Genomic DNA, 15670 nt, shown 5'->3' on the forward strand with positions numbered 1-15670 from the left:
TTAAGAATAACGCTCTCCTATTTCTTAAAAAACGGCCGGCAGACGGTTTGTAACTCATACTTAAGGCTGATTTTCACCTCAGACCAGTTTAGATTTAGCTCATAAACGCCGTTAACTAATCTCTTATGTACACTCATATACAACCTTTTAAAACAGAAAAAACCCCTTCCTTTATAAAGGAAGAGGCTTGTTCATGTTTTACTTCTCTAGGCTTTGAATTTTTTAAAAATCAAGGTAGCGTTGTGTCCGCCAAAACCAAGTGAATTACTTAATACAGCATTCACTTCCTGACGTCGTGCTTCGTTAACAACGTAATCAAGATCACAGTCATCATCTGGTGTTTCATAATTGACGGTTGGAGGAATAATACCTTCATCGATCGCTTTTACTGAAAAGATTGCTTCAATCGCTCCTGCTGCACCTAATAAGTGGCCCGTCATTGACTTTGTTGAGCTAATCGCCATTTTCCGGGCATGGTCGCCGAAAACGGTTTTAGCAGCTATCGTTTCATACTTGTCATTATATTCTGTACTCGTTCCATGAGCATTCATATAATCAACTTCTTCAGGTGAAAGCTCCGCATCTTTAAGAGCTTGACGCATGGCACGAACACCGCCTTCTCCTTCAGGTGCAGGTGCAGTCAAGTGATAAGCGTCACCCGTCGCACCGTATCCAACAATTTCAGCGTAAATACGGGCGCCACGCTTTTCAGCAGACTCTAAAGATTCGAGAATGAGTACGCCTGCTCCTTCACCCATGACAAAGCCGTCTCGATTTTTATCAAATGGGCGACTCGCCGTTTTTGGGTCCGGGTTTGTAGACATCGCTTTTGCAGATGTAAATCCGGCAAATGACATTTCAGTGAGAGGGGCCTCGGCTCCTCCTGTGATCATCACATCAGCGTCACCACGCTCAATAACTTTAAACGCATCTCCAATTGAATTCGCTCCAGAGGCACAAGCGGTTACCGTACAGGAGTTGATTCCTTTTGCCCCAAGCATAATGGAGACTTGTCCAGATGCCATATCTGGAATGAGCATTGGAACAAAGAACGGGCTCACACGACGGTGGCCGCGCTTTTCATATAAACGAAACTGTTTTTCGTACGTATCCATTCCGCCAATTCCAGACCCGATCCATACCCCAATACGCTCTGCATTTGTATCGTCGATGGTAAGATCAGCATCTTTTACCGCCATCATTGAGCTCGCCACCGCAAATTGGGTAAAGCGGTCCATTTTCCGGGCATCTTTTTTCTCCATAAAAGCGGCCGGATCAAATTCTTTTGCCTCCCCGGCTACTTTCGTAGGAAAATTGGCTTCTTCGTATCTATCAAAAACATCAATACCTGATTCCCCATTTGTAATTTTTGTCCACGTTTGTTCCATATCATTTGCTAGAGGTGTAACAGCACCCATGCCTGTTACAACTACGCGATTTTTTGTCATTTTTGCTAACCCCTTTCATGAATACACTTCAAGATCAAGTTATAATGATTTTTTACTTTTTTAAAATAGGAGGACAAAAAGTCAGGAAGGTCTGTTTATCGCTATTTAAGCAACAGAGCGTATGATAAAACTACGTATATGAATGCATTCGCTGATTTTTACTATCCCCTTCCTAGTCATTTGGTTATCTTCCCCAACGGATCGCGACAGACCCCCATACTAAGCCTGCCCCAAATCCAACTAATACGACCACGTCGTCATCTTTTATCTTACCATTACTTAAGTCATGCACTAAAGATATTGGGATGGAAGCCGAAGATGTATTGCCAAAACGATCCACTGTTTTTGACATTTTCTCGATAGGGAGCTCCAAACGCTGACGGGAAGCTTCCATTATTCGAATATTTGCTTGGTGAGGCACGAGATAATCACATTCGTCTTTTGTTAACCCAGCTTTTTCCAACACATTTACGCATGATTCGCCCATTTGTCTAACAGCGAATTTAAATACTTCTCTTCCATTCATGAGAAGATGTTTTTCTTGACGTATATGTTCCGATCCTGCCCCATCCGCGCCTAATTCAAAGGACAAAATACCTCGATCTCCTGAAACAGGCCCTAGTATCGCGGCTCCTGCAGCATCCCCGAATAATACAGCTGTATTTCGATCTTCCCAATCGACAATTTTCGATAGTTTTTCTGCTCCAACGACGAGGATGTTTCGGTATGCTCCATTTTCTATAAATTGTTTCGCTGTCACTAACCCGTACATAAAACCGGCACACGCAGCACCAACATCCATCGCTGCTGCATTTTTAGCACCTAGTCGGTCTTGAATCAAAGCAGATACCGACGGGAAGGGACGATCTCCTGTAACCGTCGCGACAATAATTAGATCAATGTCTTCGGCAGACACATCTGCATTTTTGAGTGCTTGAGCGGCTGCTTCATAGGACATATCTGAAGTATTAACCTCATCAGTTGTAATTCTTCTTTCTTTTATCCCAGTTCTTGTCTGGATCCATTCATCAGTTGTATCCATTCTTTCCTCAAAATCTGCATTCGTTAAAACTTTTTCAGGAATATAACTACCCATTCCCCAAATGCCTGCTCTCATAGTCTATTCTCCTCTCTAAACTCTAGTAATCATATATTGATTCACTTTTAAAGGATGTTCAAAATACCAGGAATCATAGCTGTCGACTCTCTTCGTATTGTCTTTTTTTAAGTTGACAAGTCATAGGTCTCTTCTTCTGCTAGCCTAACTAGGCGGAGCGAAGCAATGTCAACGATGTATCGCCGATTGCTCCTCTACCTTCTCGCTCTAATTTTTTTGAACACACACTCTTAGTATTCCTTCATTTGATAGTTAATATTATGACCTAGTCCTAAAAAAAATGCAATCCTTTTTGCCTCATGTCGGGCAGCTCCCTACACCACTTCTCCCTTTGGACATAGTGTAAATATAAAGGTGAGTGTTTAAAAGGAGGAGATGTTGTGGCACAAGAAGACCAAAATTGGGGCGGGAGTATCTTTGACCGGATGATGTTCGGTGATCGTGCAGTGGAAAACTATGAGGAAACGGAACTTTCAAAAGAGCAAACTGAAGATCAAGAGCAAACGGATGAAAGCCAATTGCCTGAAACAGGAACGGAAAATGAAATGAGTCCTGAGCAAATGGAACAAATGGAACAAACAATGAATCAAATTGCAGCCATTATGGAATTTGCAAATCAAATGAAGCCATATGTAAAACAATTATCACCTTTATGGGAGGCAATTAAGAAATTTTCAAATTCGAAATAGCAGAATCAACCTAACCTATTTAATTTTATAGTTAAAGAAAACTTGCAAGCCTTAATGGTGGAAACCTTATAAGTACTTATTCCTTTAAAGTTAAGTATGAAAAAACTCCGCATTGGCGGAGTTTATTTCTGGACAGTTTATTGCATCGGGTTTCCATAATAGGGACCATAGTTGGCACCGTAATTAGGACCGAAATTCGAACCGTAGCTCGGGCCGTAGCTCGGGCCGTATCCCGGTCCATAACTCGGACCATAGCTGGGACCGTAACTTGGGCCATAATTCGGACCATAATAGGGGCCAGGATAAGGCCCTGGATAAGGTCCTGGACCGTATTTAGGACCGCTAAAGGCACTATAAACGATAGGTCCAACAGCTAATCCAGCTAAAAACGGAAGAAACGGGAAATACCGCTGGTCATGGCCTCCAGGGTGTCCACCTGGCCCATGTCCCGGGCTGGGTCCTCTCATTTCGTTTCGATAAAAGCCGCCATGGTAATAAGCAGGCTGAAGATTCATTCGTAGTATCCTCCTTAAGCGATAGCAAATAGAATGCGTTCACTCTTTACTATCATATGAGGACAATGCCGACATGAGCCTGTACTTTGCGGATGATTATCAATTCTTATTAATTCTCTGACTGGTCGGCCATCGTTTTCATAAGCTCTTCAAAAGCACCATCGACTCGTTCTTTCAGTTTTTTCTCTTCGTCATTTTTCGGCTCATAGCCTTGGAGTTCTTCATAGGTGGATAAAAACCCTTCGATATCCTTCGTTCCAATTTGAGCCATAGATAAGTGAACTAAAAAAGTAACATTCGGCTTCTCCGGTTGATGAAGCATCGGCTTTAAAGGCTCGAGCAACTCAATTGCCTCTTGAAACTCTTTGCGGTGAACCGCTTTATATCCGTTAACAACACGATCTGCCATAGACTTTAATGCTTTATTTTGTTCTGCCATTGCTTAAACCACTCCTTCTCAACATCTCTCTATCCTAAAGAAATAACCTGCATCTTGCAACTAAATTGTCGGGGGACAGTCCCCGCACAATTTTGTAAACATTGCATAATGAAGAGGCTGCGTAACTCGCAGCCTCTTTATTGTTTTCATTATAATGAAAGATAAGGAGTTGTGAAATGATCCCATTTTTCCCGTTTTCCGTTCATGAGAGTAAATATGAGCGCCATTTGTCCACGGTGATAACTTTCATGATCAATCAAATGATATAATACCCACTCAGGAGAGCAATACGTTTCCTCGTCACCGAGCACAACCTCTAAAGAAGGTCTTTTAAACTCCATATCAGACATCATCATAAAGTGTTCTCTCGTGAGCATTCTCGCTTCTCCTAACCTGGAAAGAAACCAAGCCTTTTCTTGTTTCGGTGGAGTAACAATTTCCTGTTTTTCTTGGAAGAGAAATCGTTCGTGATCCTCCTCACTAAGCGGCTGCTGACGGAGAACTTCTTTGTTCCACCAAAGCTCAATTTGCGCAAGATGAAGGAGATACCCTGCCACAGTTGGTACTTGTGGAACATGAAAATAGAGATCTTCTTCATCCACTTTATCGATCATGGTCAACAATTTTTCTCTTGTTTGAATCAAACCGTCTAATAAGTAAAGTGAATCTCTTGATGGCCCGGAATCAAGTGTTCTTTTTTCCATCTCTTTCCCCCCGAAATCTAAAAATAGTTAATTTGGCTTCATATTATCTATTCCATACTATCTTCTATCTCGGAAGGTAATTTTCCTGTTTCTATGTAAACTTCCACTTGTTCATCTAACCATTTCTGCAAAGATTCTGGAACATCCACTGAGTATTCTCCCAGAGTTACCACTCCGTCTTGGAAATCATAGTAACGATTCCCACTCTCTAAACTTCCTTCATTAAATTGGCTGGCAACATTTTCATAGAGCTGGTCCACCCGTTGTACAGTGCTTGTAAGGATCGTGGATTCTCCTAAGTCCTGCTGGTCACCTACGTAACCTATGGCATGAAAACCGTCATCCTTCACCTCTTCAATTACGGATACATGGTACCCATCTCCTGCTGGATAATAGACATCTACACCTTTTCTTTTCATCGTTTGATATATAGATAGTGCCTTTTCTTCATCAGCCCAGCTTTCTACATAATCAACATGTACTGTCACATTTTCCATTTGATGTTTTGCACCATCTTCAAAACCTTCGACTTCCGGCTGCCATGGAAATGCCGCGATTACGGCGACTTCATCTGATTCAGACATTTCACTTGCGAGCATACCCGCAAAGAAGCCCATAGAATACCCTTGGAAATGTAAACTGGTTATGTTTTCTCCATCCACCTCACCATTAAAACTTACAAAATGAATGTGAGGGTAATCGTCTTTTAAGGTCATAAACGGCTTGGCATAGATTTGACTATGACCAAAAACTAAGTTCACTCCTTCTTCATCAAAGGCTTCTACAGCATCATAAATCGCTTGATAACTTCGGATATTTTCTTCAAGTAACACATCGACTTCCATATTAGAATGGATTGTTAACATACCTTCATATCCTTTTTTATTCCATCCTTGGTCATCCATAGGGTGAGGAAGAAGTAATCCTGCTTTCTTCAAATCCCCGCTGTCTGCTGCTATTACACACCCTGTTAACATTGAAGCTAAAACAAGAACCAGGACTCCTTGTAGCAGTTTCATATCGTGTTGGCACACTCCTCTACACCATTTCTCATCTTAATCTTTTATTCGGACCAAATTCACTGAGAACATTGCCACACTCTCTAGCTGTCGGTGCTTCGACTTTTTCCGCACTTCTTGTCCACTTTTGACACACACTATAAATAACCAAAACAATATTTGTATTTTAGACATTACCTTAATTTGAAAATTTCGACATTTATTTTCTAAATCCTTTTTCATGGGTAACAAATAGATTACACTTTCTTTACAAATTTGTGAAAAAGCCATTCACTGATTCCTGCAATGAGTAAAGCTGCGACTAGCGCAACTCCTTGATCGATTCTAAATTGATAGTATAAGAGATAAAAAAGGCCAAGTGCAATAATTGCAAATAATAGGATACCAAACAACAAATTCTTCAAATATAATCCGACTCCTTTCTTGCTAATCATCGCAAATTGTGAACACCACTTCAAGACTCTTTTTCAGAAAAACCGTTCTCATCACCGTTTAATCTTTGAGCAATCGACGCAAACTGTTCTTCAATTCCTTCATCAATTGAGCGATCCTTAATGATAACGAAACGGTCGTTCGCTTTTTCATCCTGGTCCTCGACTTTTGTTGCTATCTCTTTATATTTTGTTAACTTTTCATATCGTTGAATCAATGAACAAAACGCTTCCTTCCAGCGTTTTTTTCTACCACTGGTAAGTTGGATATCCTCGGCTCCGTTCCCTGTGATGTAATCAGCTAGCGCATCCGCTGTATCTTCTACGTATAACAAATCCCCTGCCTCTTGATTTGCCTCGTTTATCAAATCGTCTACAGTAAATGTCCATTCATCCTTAACTATGCTCGTCAAAAGAGTAGCAAACACCATTTTCTCTGGTTGGTATGGGCCATAGAGAGTTGGAACTTTCACTGTAAATAATGGTATTATGTCAGGGTCTTCTTGTTTATCATTCTCCCTGCAAACCCGGATCACGTCATTTTCAGCTGTGAATTTCGCTACCGCTGCGCTTTCAAATGTTTGAGCATATTCGTTTAAAACGAACTTATCAGCTCTCCTTACCCTGTCAATAGCCGCGTCGCTTTGCTCTGGTAAAAAAGCAAGCGAAAATAAACTATTTCGTACAAAAAACGAATTTAAATCATATTCAAGCTTAGTCATAGGCATTTCCTGGACAGCAATAACTTCTATTCCTCGATTCATCAAACTCTGACTCAAATAAAATCCGAAAAAATCAAGTCCACCAAGTATTACGATACGATTCATTATAGGAGCCCTCCTTTAGAAATAAATAATCCAACTCACGACAGCCGTTTACTTTACATAAATGAAAAGTCTACAACTCCATTAACTGTTCGTGGTTGGAAAGAAAATTTTTAACAGATACCAGGAAATCTGAGAGCTGTTTTCCAGGTAAAAAAACCGTTAATTCAACTGGTGCCTGCCTTTCTTTTCGGGAATTTACAAATAAACGGCTATGTTCGTCAAGTGAAAAAGGGGTTTGAAAAATGCAGTGAAAAATTCGGATCATCGTATCAGGGCACGTTTTCTTCCAGCATTCACTCGGCATTTGGATCGCTTTTTCTAATACATTTTCCTCCTCCCCATACGCTTCTGACATTTCTTTCATGAATTTTTTATAAAAAAACAACTTCGTCCGCTCGTGATTTCGGTAGGCATCTAAATTTAAGCAGGGGTTAAACAGCACCACTGACCGTAAGAGGTCCTGTTGATTAACGAGCAGGCGCAGAGCGATTAAAGCGCCCATCCCTTCTGCAAAAACATGGATTTTAGGATTTAATATTTCAGTTTTTAACGTCTGTTTAATAAGCCGGATCGCTAAACGATAGGATTCATCATTTCCCCAATGTCTACCATACTGATTTGAATAAACAATCGTGTAACCTTGTTTTTTTAAAACATCAATAAATAACCAACGATCCGGATGCTGATGCCAAAGGCTCGTTTTACCTTCTACGTAATGGTTGGCATCTCCCAGAACTAACAGCAGAAACCCATTTGGCCTCTCCGGCAAATGAATGACCGCGTCTTCCCCTTCCATTTGAAAATACCTTTCTGTTATCGCCATGCCGATCCCTCGCTCATCCTTCCAAATCATAAAAAATACGTTTAAATTGGTATGCGTTTGAACATCCTCTATAAATATCCTATTCAAAGGGTAAAAAAACGGCTGGGTACTATGCCCAACCGTCTTCATTTGACTTCGAATCCAGGGAATGTACCCAATCAACCAACAAATTGTACAAACGCCGCTTCCCTTTTTCCGTTAAGTTATTATCTTTTTGAGCAAGAAGCGCTTCCAGCTCACTCCAGTGTTCATTCAAATGACACTCCCCCTTCAATAACTAGTCCGTATATTAATGTATTCTCATTTTAGCAAAAAAATGATAAAAAGCTCCCTAAAAAACAGAAGCGGAACCTCCTTGATAGCGCATAAAGTACAAAACAGCCTCTAGTTTGAGACTGCTTTTCATTGTCCATATTTATTTAGGCTGCCTTTCACGTTTAAGGCTTTCTCTGATACGTCCATTTTCGCTCATGGTTCGAGTTTTCAGGAAACTTTTCTCCAGCCTTCAAGTGAACTTTTTTAGGATCATTAACCATACTTTCTGTATCGCCAATTTCTACATAAAAACCATTGTTTGGTGCTTTGTCACCTGATCTGAATTGATGATTTTGCCCCATAATTATCTCCTCCTGAATCAAGATGGTTTTAGCGTGACCGGAAAAGCGGGCGTTTATTCTTCATTTGGAGTGCTTTGTAAGTTTACTAAAACAGCGGAGCTCAAGCATTATATCAGCGGATATCACGCCTAACAACATAGGATACAACAAAAAAACCAAGAAGAGACACCTCCTCTTGGTTTCATTGCTTTTCTCCTGTTTCGTGCAAGTACTCGATTTCATCATAGTCTTCGTTAAAGTCAACATAAAGGTCTTTATCATCAAAGTACCATTCATCTTTTTTTTCAACATAAAAGGTAATCTCATTCATTTCTTTAGAAACCGCCAGATCCTCTGGTTCTTTTTTGGCTATAGCTAACGAAAATCCAGATTGAAAGTTCCCACACCCGCCGTATCGCACATAAAATTGAACCGCTTCTCCGCTTACTAATTCGAATTCATCTTTAAACCAATCAAATGCTTTATCTGAAATTTCTAGATTCATCGTATTCCCTCCAAATGATCAAGGTTTTTCTTTTATCTTTCCTTGTTCAATCATACACTAAACCATGATAACGTTTCTGACTCATGAAAGACAACTAATTGAATCTGTTCAAACAGCGAGTCAAGCCTAGTTGTTAGATTCTTTTACTGAAGGGATGTTTGGTTCGCATAAGCTGCGGTATTTTTTGTAATAGAAATAAAACGCGAGAGCGAGCGTAATCAGCGCCAGTATACTTAAAAACAGCATACTTCTGCCTAATAAAACAGGTGAGTCCATAAAGATAACCGACCTGAATCCAAGGACTGAATACGTCATAGGTAACCACCCATGAATCGACTGAAGAGGTGACGCAAGGAGTTCTACTGGAAACGTACCACCACTTCCACCTAGCTGTAAAATAAGCAAAATAATCGCGATAAATCGTCCTGGATTATCAAGCACACCGACTAGCATAAAAATAAGGCTCATAAACACGAAGCTAACCATATAGGTAAAGCCAATGAAAGCAAGTGGTGACTGGACTGTTAAGTCGAGAATAAACAATAAAAACACGAGTAAAATCGACACTTGTGCCAAGCCAACCAAAAATACGACCCCTAGTTTTCCGAAGAACCACTGTACGCCATTTTCATGAGAGCCTAATGGTTCGCGAAACGGATAGATAATCGACAGTGTCAGAGCGCCAACATAAAGGCCGATTGATAAGAAATAAGGCGTTAACCCTTCACCATAAGAATAACCTTTTTCGTCGTGAGTACTTTTCGATTCAATGGGCGAAGAAAACATTAGTTCATGTTGACGAGAAGGGTCAATATCACTTGTGAAATCAGATACATCAGTCACACTGGAATGAACTTCGCCCGCTCCATCTGTCACATTCTCAAGACCTTTCACTAAATCTTGTCCGCCATTATGCGCTTCACTCACTCCTTCTTGAAGACTCAAAGCCCCTTCACTAGCGTCTTGGGCCCCTTCAGATAGCAGAGCCAAACCATTTGTCACCTCATCTTGACGTTCCAAAGCCGTCTCATAAATCGACTCCAAGTGATCGAATTCATCATTTAAGGCAACCATTGATTGATAAAACGCTGTTTCCATTTCTTTAATGTCTTTGTTTCGCTGTAACCGTTCTCCAGCCTCGTTTAGTTCATGAAGCGCATTTTCAAATGAATCTAATGCTGTTTCAATTTCCGCAAATGTGTCTTTATACTTACTAAATAACGGCATGATATCTTCAATCGCTTTGCTACTTTCATCGAACCCTTTCAATACCTCTTCAATCGTTTGTTCACCATTTTCAACCTGATTTCGAAAGTCGCCGATTTGACGATTCATGTCATTTATGTGAGTTTCCAATTCTTTTTGATAAACGGGGGCTTCTTCAAAATGACCAAGTCCACTTTCGTACCAATTCACCAGATCTTCATCCTCTTCCCACCCAGGAAATTGTGCGTTTAACAGCGTTGGAAGTGTATGATAATGATCTTCAAGCTCTTCAATGGCTTCTATCGGTTCAGAAAGTAAAAATGAAGCCTCATCTAAAAATAGCTCGACATTATCCGCAAACACCTTACTACTATCGTACATATTTTGAACGGATACTTTTTGCTCGTCGATTCCTTCAGCTGCTCTCGCTAAATTCTCGCGTTGTTTCTCCAATTCATTTTGAAAGCTTTCAACTTTACCAGCGCCTTCATTCATTGAATGATTGACGTTTTCTACTGAATGCTCCAACCCCTCGACTAAAGCAAGCCAATCATTAAGATGTGCCTCAATTTGCTCTAACTCGCCTTGTTCCAACCGGTACTCCAATTCTTCTGTTTTCTCCCTTATGGAAGTAAAGGCGTTTTTACCATGATCAAGCTCGTTAGAATGCTCCATTGTTTCTGTTACATTCAGCCACTCGTCTTCTAACTGAGCAGTACCAGCTGATAAATGTCCAATGCCTTCAGCCAGCTCCTCCGTCCCCAATGATAACTCAAGCAAACCATCATTTAAGCTGTTCCCTCCATCGAGAACACCTTTGTTACCAGAAAGCAGCGATTCAGTCGCCTTTTCAAGATCGTAAATGTGTTTTGTAAAAGTGCTAAAAGAATCGTTCGCCACCTCTACATAAGCGAGCGTTAACGCCTCTGATAATTGTTGTTCCATTGCGTCAATCGCATTGTCTGCAATTTGCGAGGAGACGTAATTATAATCTTCGTTAACTTCATAATAGAGGGTCCCTTTTGCCGGTTCATTGTCTATTACACTCGTAATGTCTTCTGAGAACGTTTCAGGAATTTTCACATAAAAGTAATAATCAAATTCCTTCATACCTCGACGAGCCTCATCTTCACTCACAAAATGAAAATCCAATGTCGCTTCTTCTCGAAGATTGCTGACAAACTCCTCACCAGCTGCGATTTCTTCTCCCTCTTGCGTTGCTCCCCGGTCTTCATTAACTACTGCTACTGGGAGATCTTCAATTTGTCCATATGGATCCCAAAAGGACCAAATCAGGGCGCCTCCGTATAATAACGGCATCAGCATAATCCCAATTAATGCAACGAGTAATTTTTTTGATGTAACAATCCCTTTTATTTCATGTCGTAGTCCGTTCATATAACTCCCCTTATTTTTGACTAATTAATTCATTTGGTCAATTTTTTGTTTAAAGAAAAACCGCATAGCGGTCTTTTGTTAAAGCAGCTTCCTAAAAGATTGTTGCTTTTTGATAAGGTAAGATTTTCGTTCGGATTCATGGTGTCTTCTTTGCTGCGGTCTACACTTCAACCTCCTTCGGGGAAACCACCCTGTGAGGTCTTCAGCCGTTACTTTTCCCGTTGGAGTCGCCTCCTATCGCTCTTTCGTTCCTTAAATCAATTACGACAACCTTTACAAAAAGTGCCTTTATTAAAAACAGCGTTAGTTTCTGCCTTATATTTTTAAGTCTCAGGAAGGAATGCTTTTCCCTTGAAACGAGCGGCGTGAAGATAGCTGCTCTCTTATTAATTATCTCTAAATAAGAGATGACTACATCTCCTTATTATGAATGAGCGCATACATAAAGTGCTGCTGGAAGATTTTAGATATCAGTTTCTTCTCCAAATGTCCATACTTTTCTTCGTAATCAAAAACGAGAGCCATGTATTGTTTATATAACAAAAACGCAGTAATCCTCGGCTCTGATGCATAAATCTTCTTTTGCTCAACCGCTTGTGTAAGTTGGGTTTCAATGCAATCAATAATCGCATCTTCTATTTTCTCAAGCGCGCGCTTTGAATGTTCAGTACCAAACATCCTTACTTCATACGTGAGCTTCATCATAACCTGATGATCCTTTCGGAATTCAAGCAACTGGTCTAAAGCAGCATGAAGGTTTTCTGAAACGGACTTTTCAGGCAGAATACATTTGTAAAAGATTTGCTCCATTTCAGTAATGATTTGCTGCAAAACTGCATCAAATAAATCTTCTTTATTTTTAAACGTCGTATAAATCGTTCCTTTCCCAACACCAGCGAGATTGGCCACTTTATCCATCGTCGTTCCTTTAAAGCCGTACATGGAAAAAGAATTTGAAGCTGCATTTAATATTAGTGCACGTTTATTTTCTAGCATTAGTCGGTCATGCCTTTCTTTATCTAAGTGGTATTCAAAAATGCCCAAAATAAAAATGACCAAAATACTAAAATGGTCATTTCGTTAATTTCATTCTACCTTTTTCTTTTATAAAACTCAAGGAATTCTTTTTATCCTCCGCTCACTGGCGGAATAAACGCAACAGTATCCCCATCACGAACGACTGTAGCCTCTTCGGCATATTCTTCATTCACTGCAGCCATGGCATTTTTAACACCTGTTAATTGTGAATTCATCTCAACAAGGTGCGTTCGTAATGCTTCGATTGTGAGTTCGTTTTTTTCAACGGTCAAGCGCCGTGTACCTGCCTTTTCTTCTAATTCAGCAAAAAATAAAACCTCGATCATCACAAATCCTCCTCTTCCGGTCTTCCAGTAGGATATCGGGTTGTTTGCAGCTGATCGCCAACCCATTCCGATCCATCTTCCCAATGTTCTTTTTTCCAAATCGGCACAATTTCTTTGATTCTCTCTATTGCATACCGGCTGGCTTCAAAAGCATCTGCCCGGTGAGGCGTAGAGACAGCGATCGCGACTGCGACATCACTAATCGCCAATTTTCCGATTCTATGAGTGATCGCTACACGAGCTTCAGGGTATTGCTGGACAATTTCATCCCCTATTTGCGCTAGTTTTTTTTCCGCCATCGGTACGTAGGCGTCATATTTCAAATAAAGAGTACGCTTCCCTTTGGTCATTTCCCTAACGGTACCTATAAACGTATTAATTGCACCAGCATTTCGATCCTCCACTAATTGAATCACTTGTGAAAGATCGATTTCGTTTTCAACCACGTTAAAGCTTTGCCCCGTCATGCTGCTCACACCTCTCCATTAACCTTAAAAATCCCTGTAACATTATCTATTTCAGAAAGCCAATTGTTAATCATAAATGCTTCATACCCTTTTGTTTGAAAAAAGCGGCGATCTTCCTCTCGCCAGCATACAATGACGTTTACGTTCGAACTTTCTTCTATAAGCAAACGATCTTGCCAGTCACGGACCAAGACAATTTTCGGGTACCTTTCCATTTTAAACCCTTCCACTAAAATAACATCTGGATCCGTATCAGACACCCAGGAAATGAGTGTTGATAAAGACGGCTTTTTTGCAAGACCACCAATCCAGTGAAATTCAGTATCTGAAACTACGAGTGAGTCAGTTGCACCTGCACGCCTAAAGCTTTCGCTGTCTTTTCCCTCGTCCCCAACAACAAGTGGCTCTCCACTATGACCGTGATGCTTAATTACACTCACTTGAAGTCCCTTGTCATTGAGGTACTTGATCCATTGCGAAACAAGCGTCGTTTTTCCACTATTCGAGTACCCCGTCACTTGAATAACTATTGGCTTGCCCATTGCTTATGATTCCTTTTCGGGAAGCTTAATAGGCTGTGAGGATCCTTCACTTTGAAGTAATAAGACATCAACTTGATCTCCCTTTTGAAACCCTCTCGTTCCACCTGGCACGACAGTAAGAGCATTGGCATGAGCAAGTGACGTCACCGTTTGCGATTTATCCAAGCCTACAGGTTCTGTGAATACACGTCCTTCGCTGAACTCAATCCTACTGCGAATAAAGCGAGTGAACGGGTTCGGTTTTGGAAAATCCTTTTGAAGCGTAGCGGTCGTTTGCTGTAAGTAAGGCACATTAGATGCTAAGTACGACTGAATCCACGGCCGAGTGTATAGTTCAAAGCCAACAAAACAAGCAGACGGATTTCCTGAAAGTCCAAACAGTAATTTCCCATTTAATTCAGCAACCGTAGTTACACTTCCAGGCCGCATCGCAATTTTATTAAAAAGCGTCGTTGCACCAAGTTTACTATAAATGGCCGGCAGATAATCAAAATCACCAACCGACACCCCACCAGTCGTAATTAAAATATCTACTTCATCAAGGGCATTCGAAACGGCTTCAAAACATTGATCAAAATCATCGGCAAGCTTCCCGTAATAACGCGCCTCCCCGCCAGCGTCCATCACTTGTGCTGAAACCATATAAGCGTTGCTGTTACGGATCTTTCCAGGTTCCATCGGTTCTTCAACCTCAAGTAATTCACTCCCTGTCGCAAAAATACCCACAACCGGCTTTCTAATAACCGGAACCTTCGGATAACCAAAAGTAGCAAGTAATGCCTTCACTCCAGGATTTACTTTCGTTCCCGCTGTGACCAGAGGATCCCCTTTTTTCGTCTCTTCCCCTTTAAATGAAACAAAATCTCCTGCTTTAAAGGGACGCTTGATTTCGATCATCGTCTTCCCGTTTCGTTCCACTTCGTTCGTCAGTTCAAACATGACTATCGCATCACAACCTTCAGGAATCATCGTCCCCGTCATGACTCTTACCGCCTGACCTGGTTTAGTTACAGGCTTAGCAACGTGACCTGCTCCGACGGTTTCAATTACTTCTAAATAAACCGGCGCTTCGCTAGTCGCGCGTTTAGTATCCTCACTTTGAACGGCAAATCCGTCTAAAGGAGATTTATCAAAAGGAGGGATATCATGATCAGCATAAATCGATTCAGCCAAAACCCTTCCATCGGCGTCGTTGATTGATACCCATTCCTTTGGTCCTGTTCTCCTATTTTTCATCACTCTTTTTTGGGCTTCTGGAACTGGGATCGGTGTTCGTTTTTCAACCATCGTCTCTCACACCCTTTTCTATGTACATGATTCTATTTTATCAAGAATACAAAGTCGTTCCAATCATTTGTAGAACTTTGAAGGGAGGTTGGCGCGTAGGTCCTGCATTTTGGCTCATAAGTTCTGCACTTCGGCTCGTCAATTCTACACTTTGACTCATGAATTCTGATTTCGCCGATATAGTACAGATTTCCGCTGATAAAATGTTCAAAGTCGCCGATAAAACACAAATTTCAGCTCGTAAGTTCTGCATTTTGACTCGTGAAGAGCAGTAATCCGCACGCCGCTCCCTC

At 41.0% G+C, this 15670-nt stretch carries 19 protein-coding genes; 1 reads left to right on the forward strand and 18 read right to left on the reverse strand.

Annotated elements, in window-relative coordinates; all coding sequences use genetic code 11:
• Positions 1–206: 206 nt before the first annotated feature.
• Together fabF and CDZ94_RS06775 are read right to left on the reverse strand one after the other, a co-directional pair.
• Positions 207–1448 carry a beta-ketoacyl-ACP synthase II gene (fabF, locus tag CDZ94_RS06770; RefSeq protein ID WP_096435750.1) on the reverse strand — a complete coding sequence of 414 codons (1242 nt, stop codon included), beginning with the start codon at positions 1446–1448 and terminating at the stop codon, positions 207–209.
• A gap of 184 nt (positions 1449–1632) precedes the next feature.
• Positions 1633–2565, reverse strand: a complete 933-nt coding sequence (locus tag CDZ94_RS06775; protein WP_096435751.1) for a beta-ketoacyl-ACP synthase III — start codon at positions 2563–2565, stop codon at positions 1633–1635.
• Between the two features lie 380 nt (positions 2566–2945).
• Here CDZ94_RS06775 and CDZ94_RS06780 point away from each other — a divergent pair, with 380 nt between their 5' ends.
• Entirely contained in the window at positions 2946–3254 is a 309-nt protein-coding gene (locus CDZ94_RS06780) for a hypothetical protein (protein WP_096435752.1), read from the forward strand.
• A 137-nt stretch (positions 3255–3391) separates the two neighbouring features.
• Here CDZ94_RS06780 and CDZ94_RS06785 read toward each other — a convergent pair whose 3' ends face one another.
• The 16 genes from CDZ94_RS06785 to CDZ94_RS06850 all read right to left on the reverse strand — a co-directional run bounded on the left by CDZ94_RS06785 (position 3392) and on the right by CDZ94_RS06850 (position 15377).
• Positions 3392–3769: a hypothetical protein gene (locus CDZ94_RS06785; RefSeq protein ID WP_232735722.1), complete on the reverse strand. Its 378-nt coding sequence runs from the start codon at positions 3767–3769 to the stop codon at positions 3392–3394.
• A gap of 109 nt (positions 3770–3878) precedes the next feature.
• Complete coding sequence (locus tag CDZ94_RS06790) at positions 3879–4208, reverse strand: hypothetical protein (protein WP_096435753.1); 330 nt, start codon at positions 4206–4208, stop codon at positions 3879–3881.
• A gap of 149 nt (positions 4209–4357) precedes the next feature.
• A complete protein-coding gene (locus CDZ94_RS06795; protein WP_096435754.1) occupies positions 4358–4912 on the reverse strand; it encodes a DinB family protein in 555 nt (184 codons plus the stop codon).
• 47 nt (positions 4913–4959) lie between these two features.
• Positions 4960–5931 carry a BMP family ABC transporter substrate-binding protein gene (locus CDZ94_RS06800; protein WP_096435755.1) on the reverse strand — a complete coding sequence of 324 codons (972 nt, stop codon included), beginning with the start codon at positions 5929–5931 and terminating at the stop codon, positions 4960–4962.
• A 236-nt stretch (positions 5932–6167) separates the two neighbouring features.
• Complete coding sequence (locus CDZ94_RS21210; protein WP_157811941.1) at positions 6168–6335, reverse strand: hypothetical protein; 168 nt, start codon at positions 6333–6335, stop codon at positions 6168–6170.
• A 50-nt stretch (positions 6336–6385) separates the two neighbouring features.
• Complete coding sequence (locus CDZ94_RS06805; RefSeq protein WP_096435756.1) at positions 6386–7189, reverse strand: NAD(P)-dependent oxidoreductase; 804 nt, start codon at positions 7187–7189, stop codon at positions 6386–6388.
• 70 nt (positions 7190–7259) lie between these two features.
• Entirely contained in the window at positions 7260–8012 is a 753-nt protein-coding gene (locus CDZ94_RS06810) for an alpha/beta fold hydrolase (RefSeq protein WP_157811940.1), read from the reverse strand.
• A 109-nt stretch (positions 8013–8121) separates the two neighbouring features.
• Positions 8122–8268, reverse strand: coding sequence for a hypothetical protein (locus tag CDZ94_RS21215; RefSeq protein WP_157811939.1), 147 nt, complete (start codon positions 8266–8268; stop codon positions 8122–8124).
• 181 nt (positions 8269–8449) lie between these two features.
• On the reverse strand, positions 8450–8629 hold the full coding sequence (locus CDZ94_RS06815) for a YjzC family protein (protein ID WP_096435758.1): 180 nt from the start codon (positions 8627–8629) through the stop codon (positions 8450–8452).
• A 181-nt stretch (positions 8630–8810) separates the two neighbouring features.
• The gene (locus CDZ94_RS06820) at positions 8811–9113 is read right to left on the reverse strand and encodes a HesB/YadR/YfhF family protein (RefSeq protein ID WP_096435759.1); all 303 of its coding nucleotides are present in this window, start codon (positions 9111–9113) and stop codon (positions 8811–8813) included.
• A 126-nt stretch (positions 9114–9239) separates the two neighbouring features.
• A complete protein-coding gene (locus tag CDZ94_RS06825; protein ID WP_096435760.1) occupies positions 9240–11717 on the reverse strand; it encodes a YhgE/Pip domain-containing protein in 2478 nt (825 codons plus the stop codon).
• A gap of 411 nt (positions 11718–12128) precedes the next feature.
• Positions 12129–12713, reverse strand: a complete 585-nt coding sequence (locus CDZ94_RS06830; protein WP_096440622.1) for a TetR/AcrR family transcriptional regulator — start codon at positions 12711–12713, stop codon at positions 12129–12131.
• A 131-nt stretch (positions 12714–12844) separates the two neighbouring features.
• The gene (moaD, locus tag CDZ94_RS06835) at positions 12845–13081 is read right to left on the reverse strand and encodes a molybdopterin converting factor subunit 1 (protein WP_096435761.1); all 237 of its coding nucleotides are present in this window, start codon (positions 13079–13081) and stop codon (positions 12845–12847) included.
• Entirely contained in the window at positions 13081–13548 is a 468-nt protein-coding gene (locus CDZ94_RS06840; protein WP_096435762.1) for a molybdenum cofactor biosynthesis protein MoaE, read from the reverse strand. The genes moaD and CDZ94_RS06840 overlap by 1 nt, the downstream gene beginning before the upstream one ends.
• 5 nt (positions 13549–13553) lie before the next feature.
• Complete coding sequence (gene mobB, locus CDZ94_RS06845; RefSeq protein ID WP_096435763.1) at positions 13554–14090, reverse strand: molybdopterin-guanine dinucleotide biosynthesis protein B; 537 nt, start codon at positions 14088–14090, stop codon at positions 13554–13556.
• Positions 14091–14093: 3 nt separating this feature from the next.
• Complete coding sequence (locus CDZ94_RS06850) at positions 14094–15377, reverse strand: molybdopterin molybdotransferase MoeA (RefSeq protein ID WP_096435764.1); 1284 nt, start codon at positions 15375–15377, stop codon at positions 14094–14096.
• Positions 15378–15670 lie beyond the last annotated feature (293 nt).

The sequence above is a fragment of the Alteribacter populi genome (genome assembly GCF_002352765.1).
In the GTDB taxonomy this organism is placed as follows: domain Bacteria; phylum Bacillota; class Bacilli; order Bacillales; family Salisediminibacteriaceae; genus Alteribacter; species Alteribacter populi.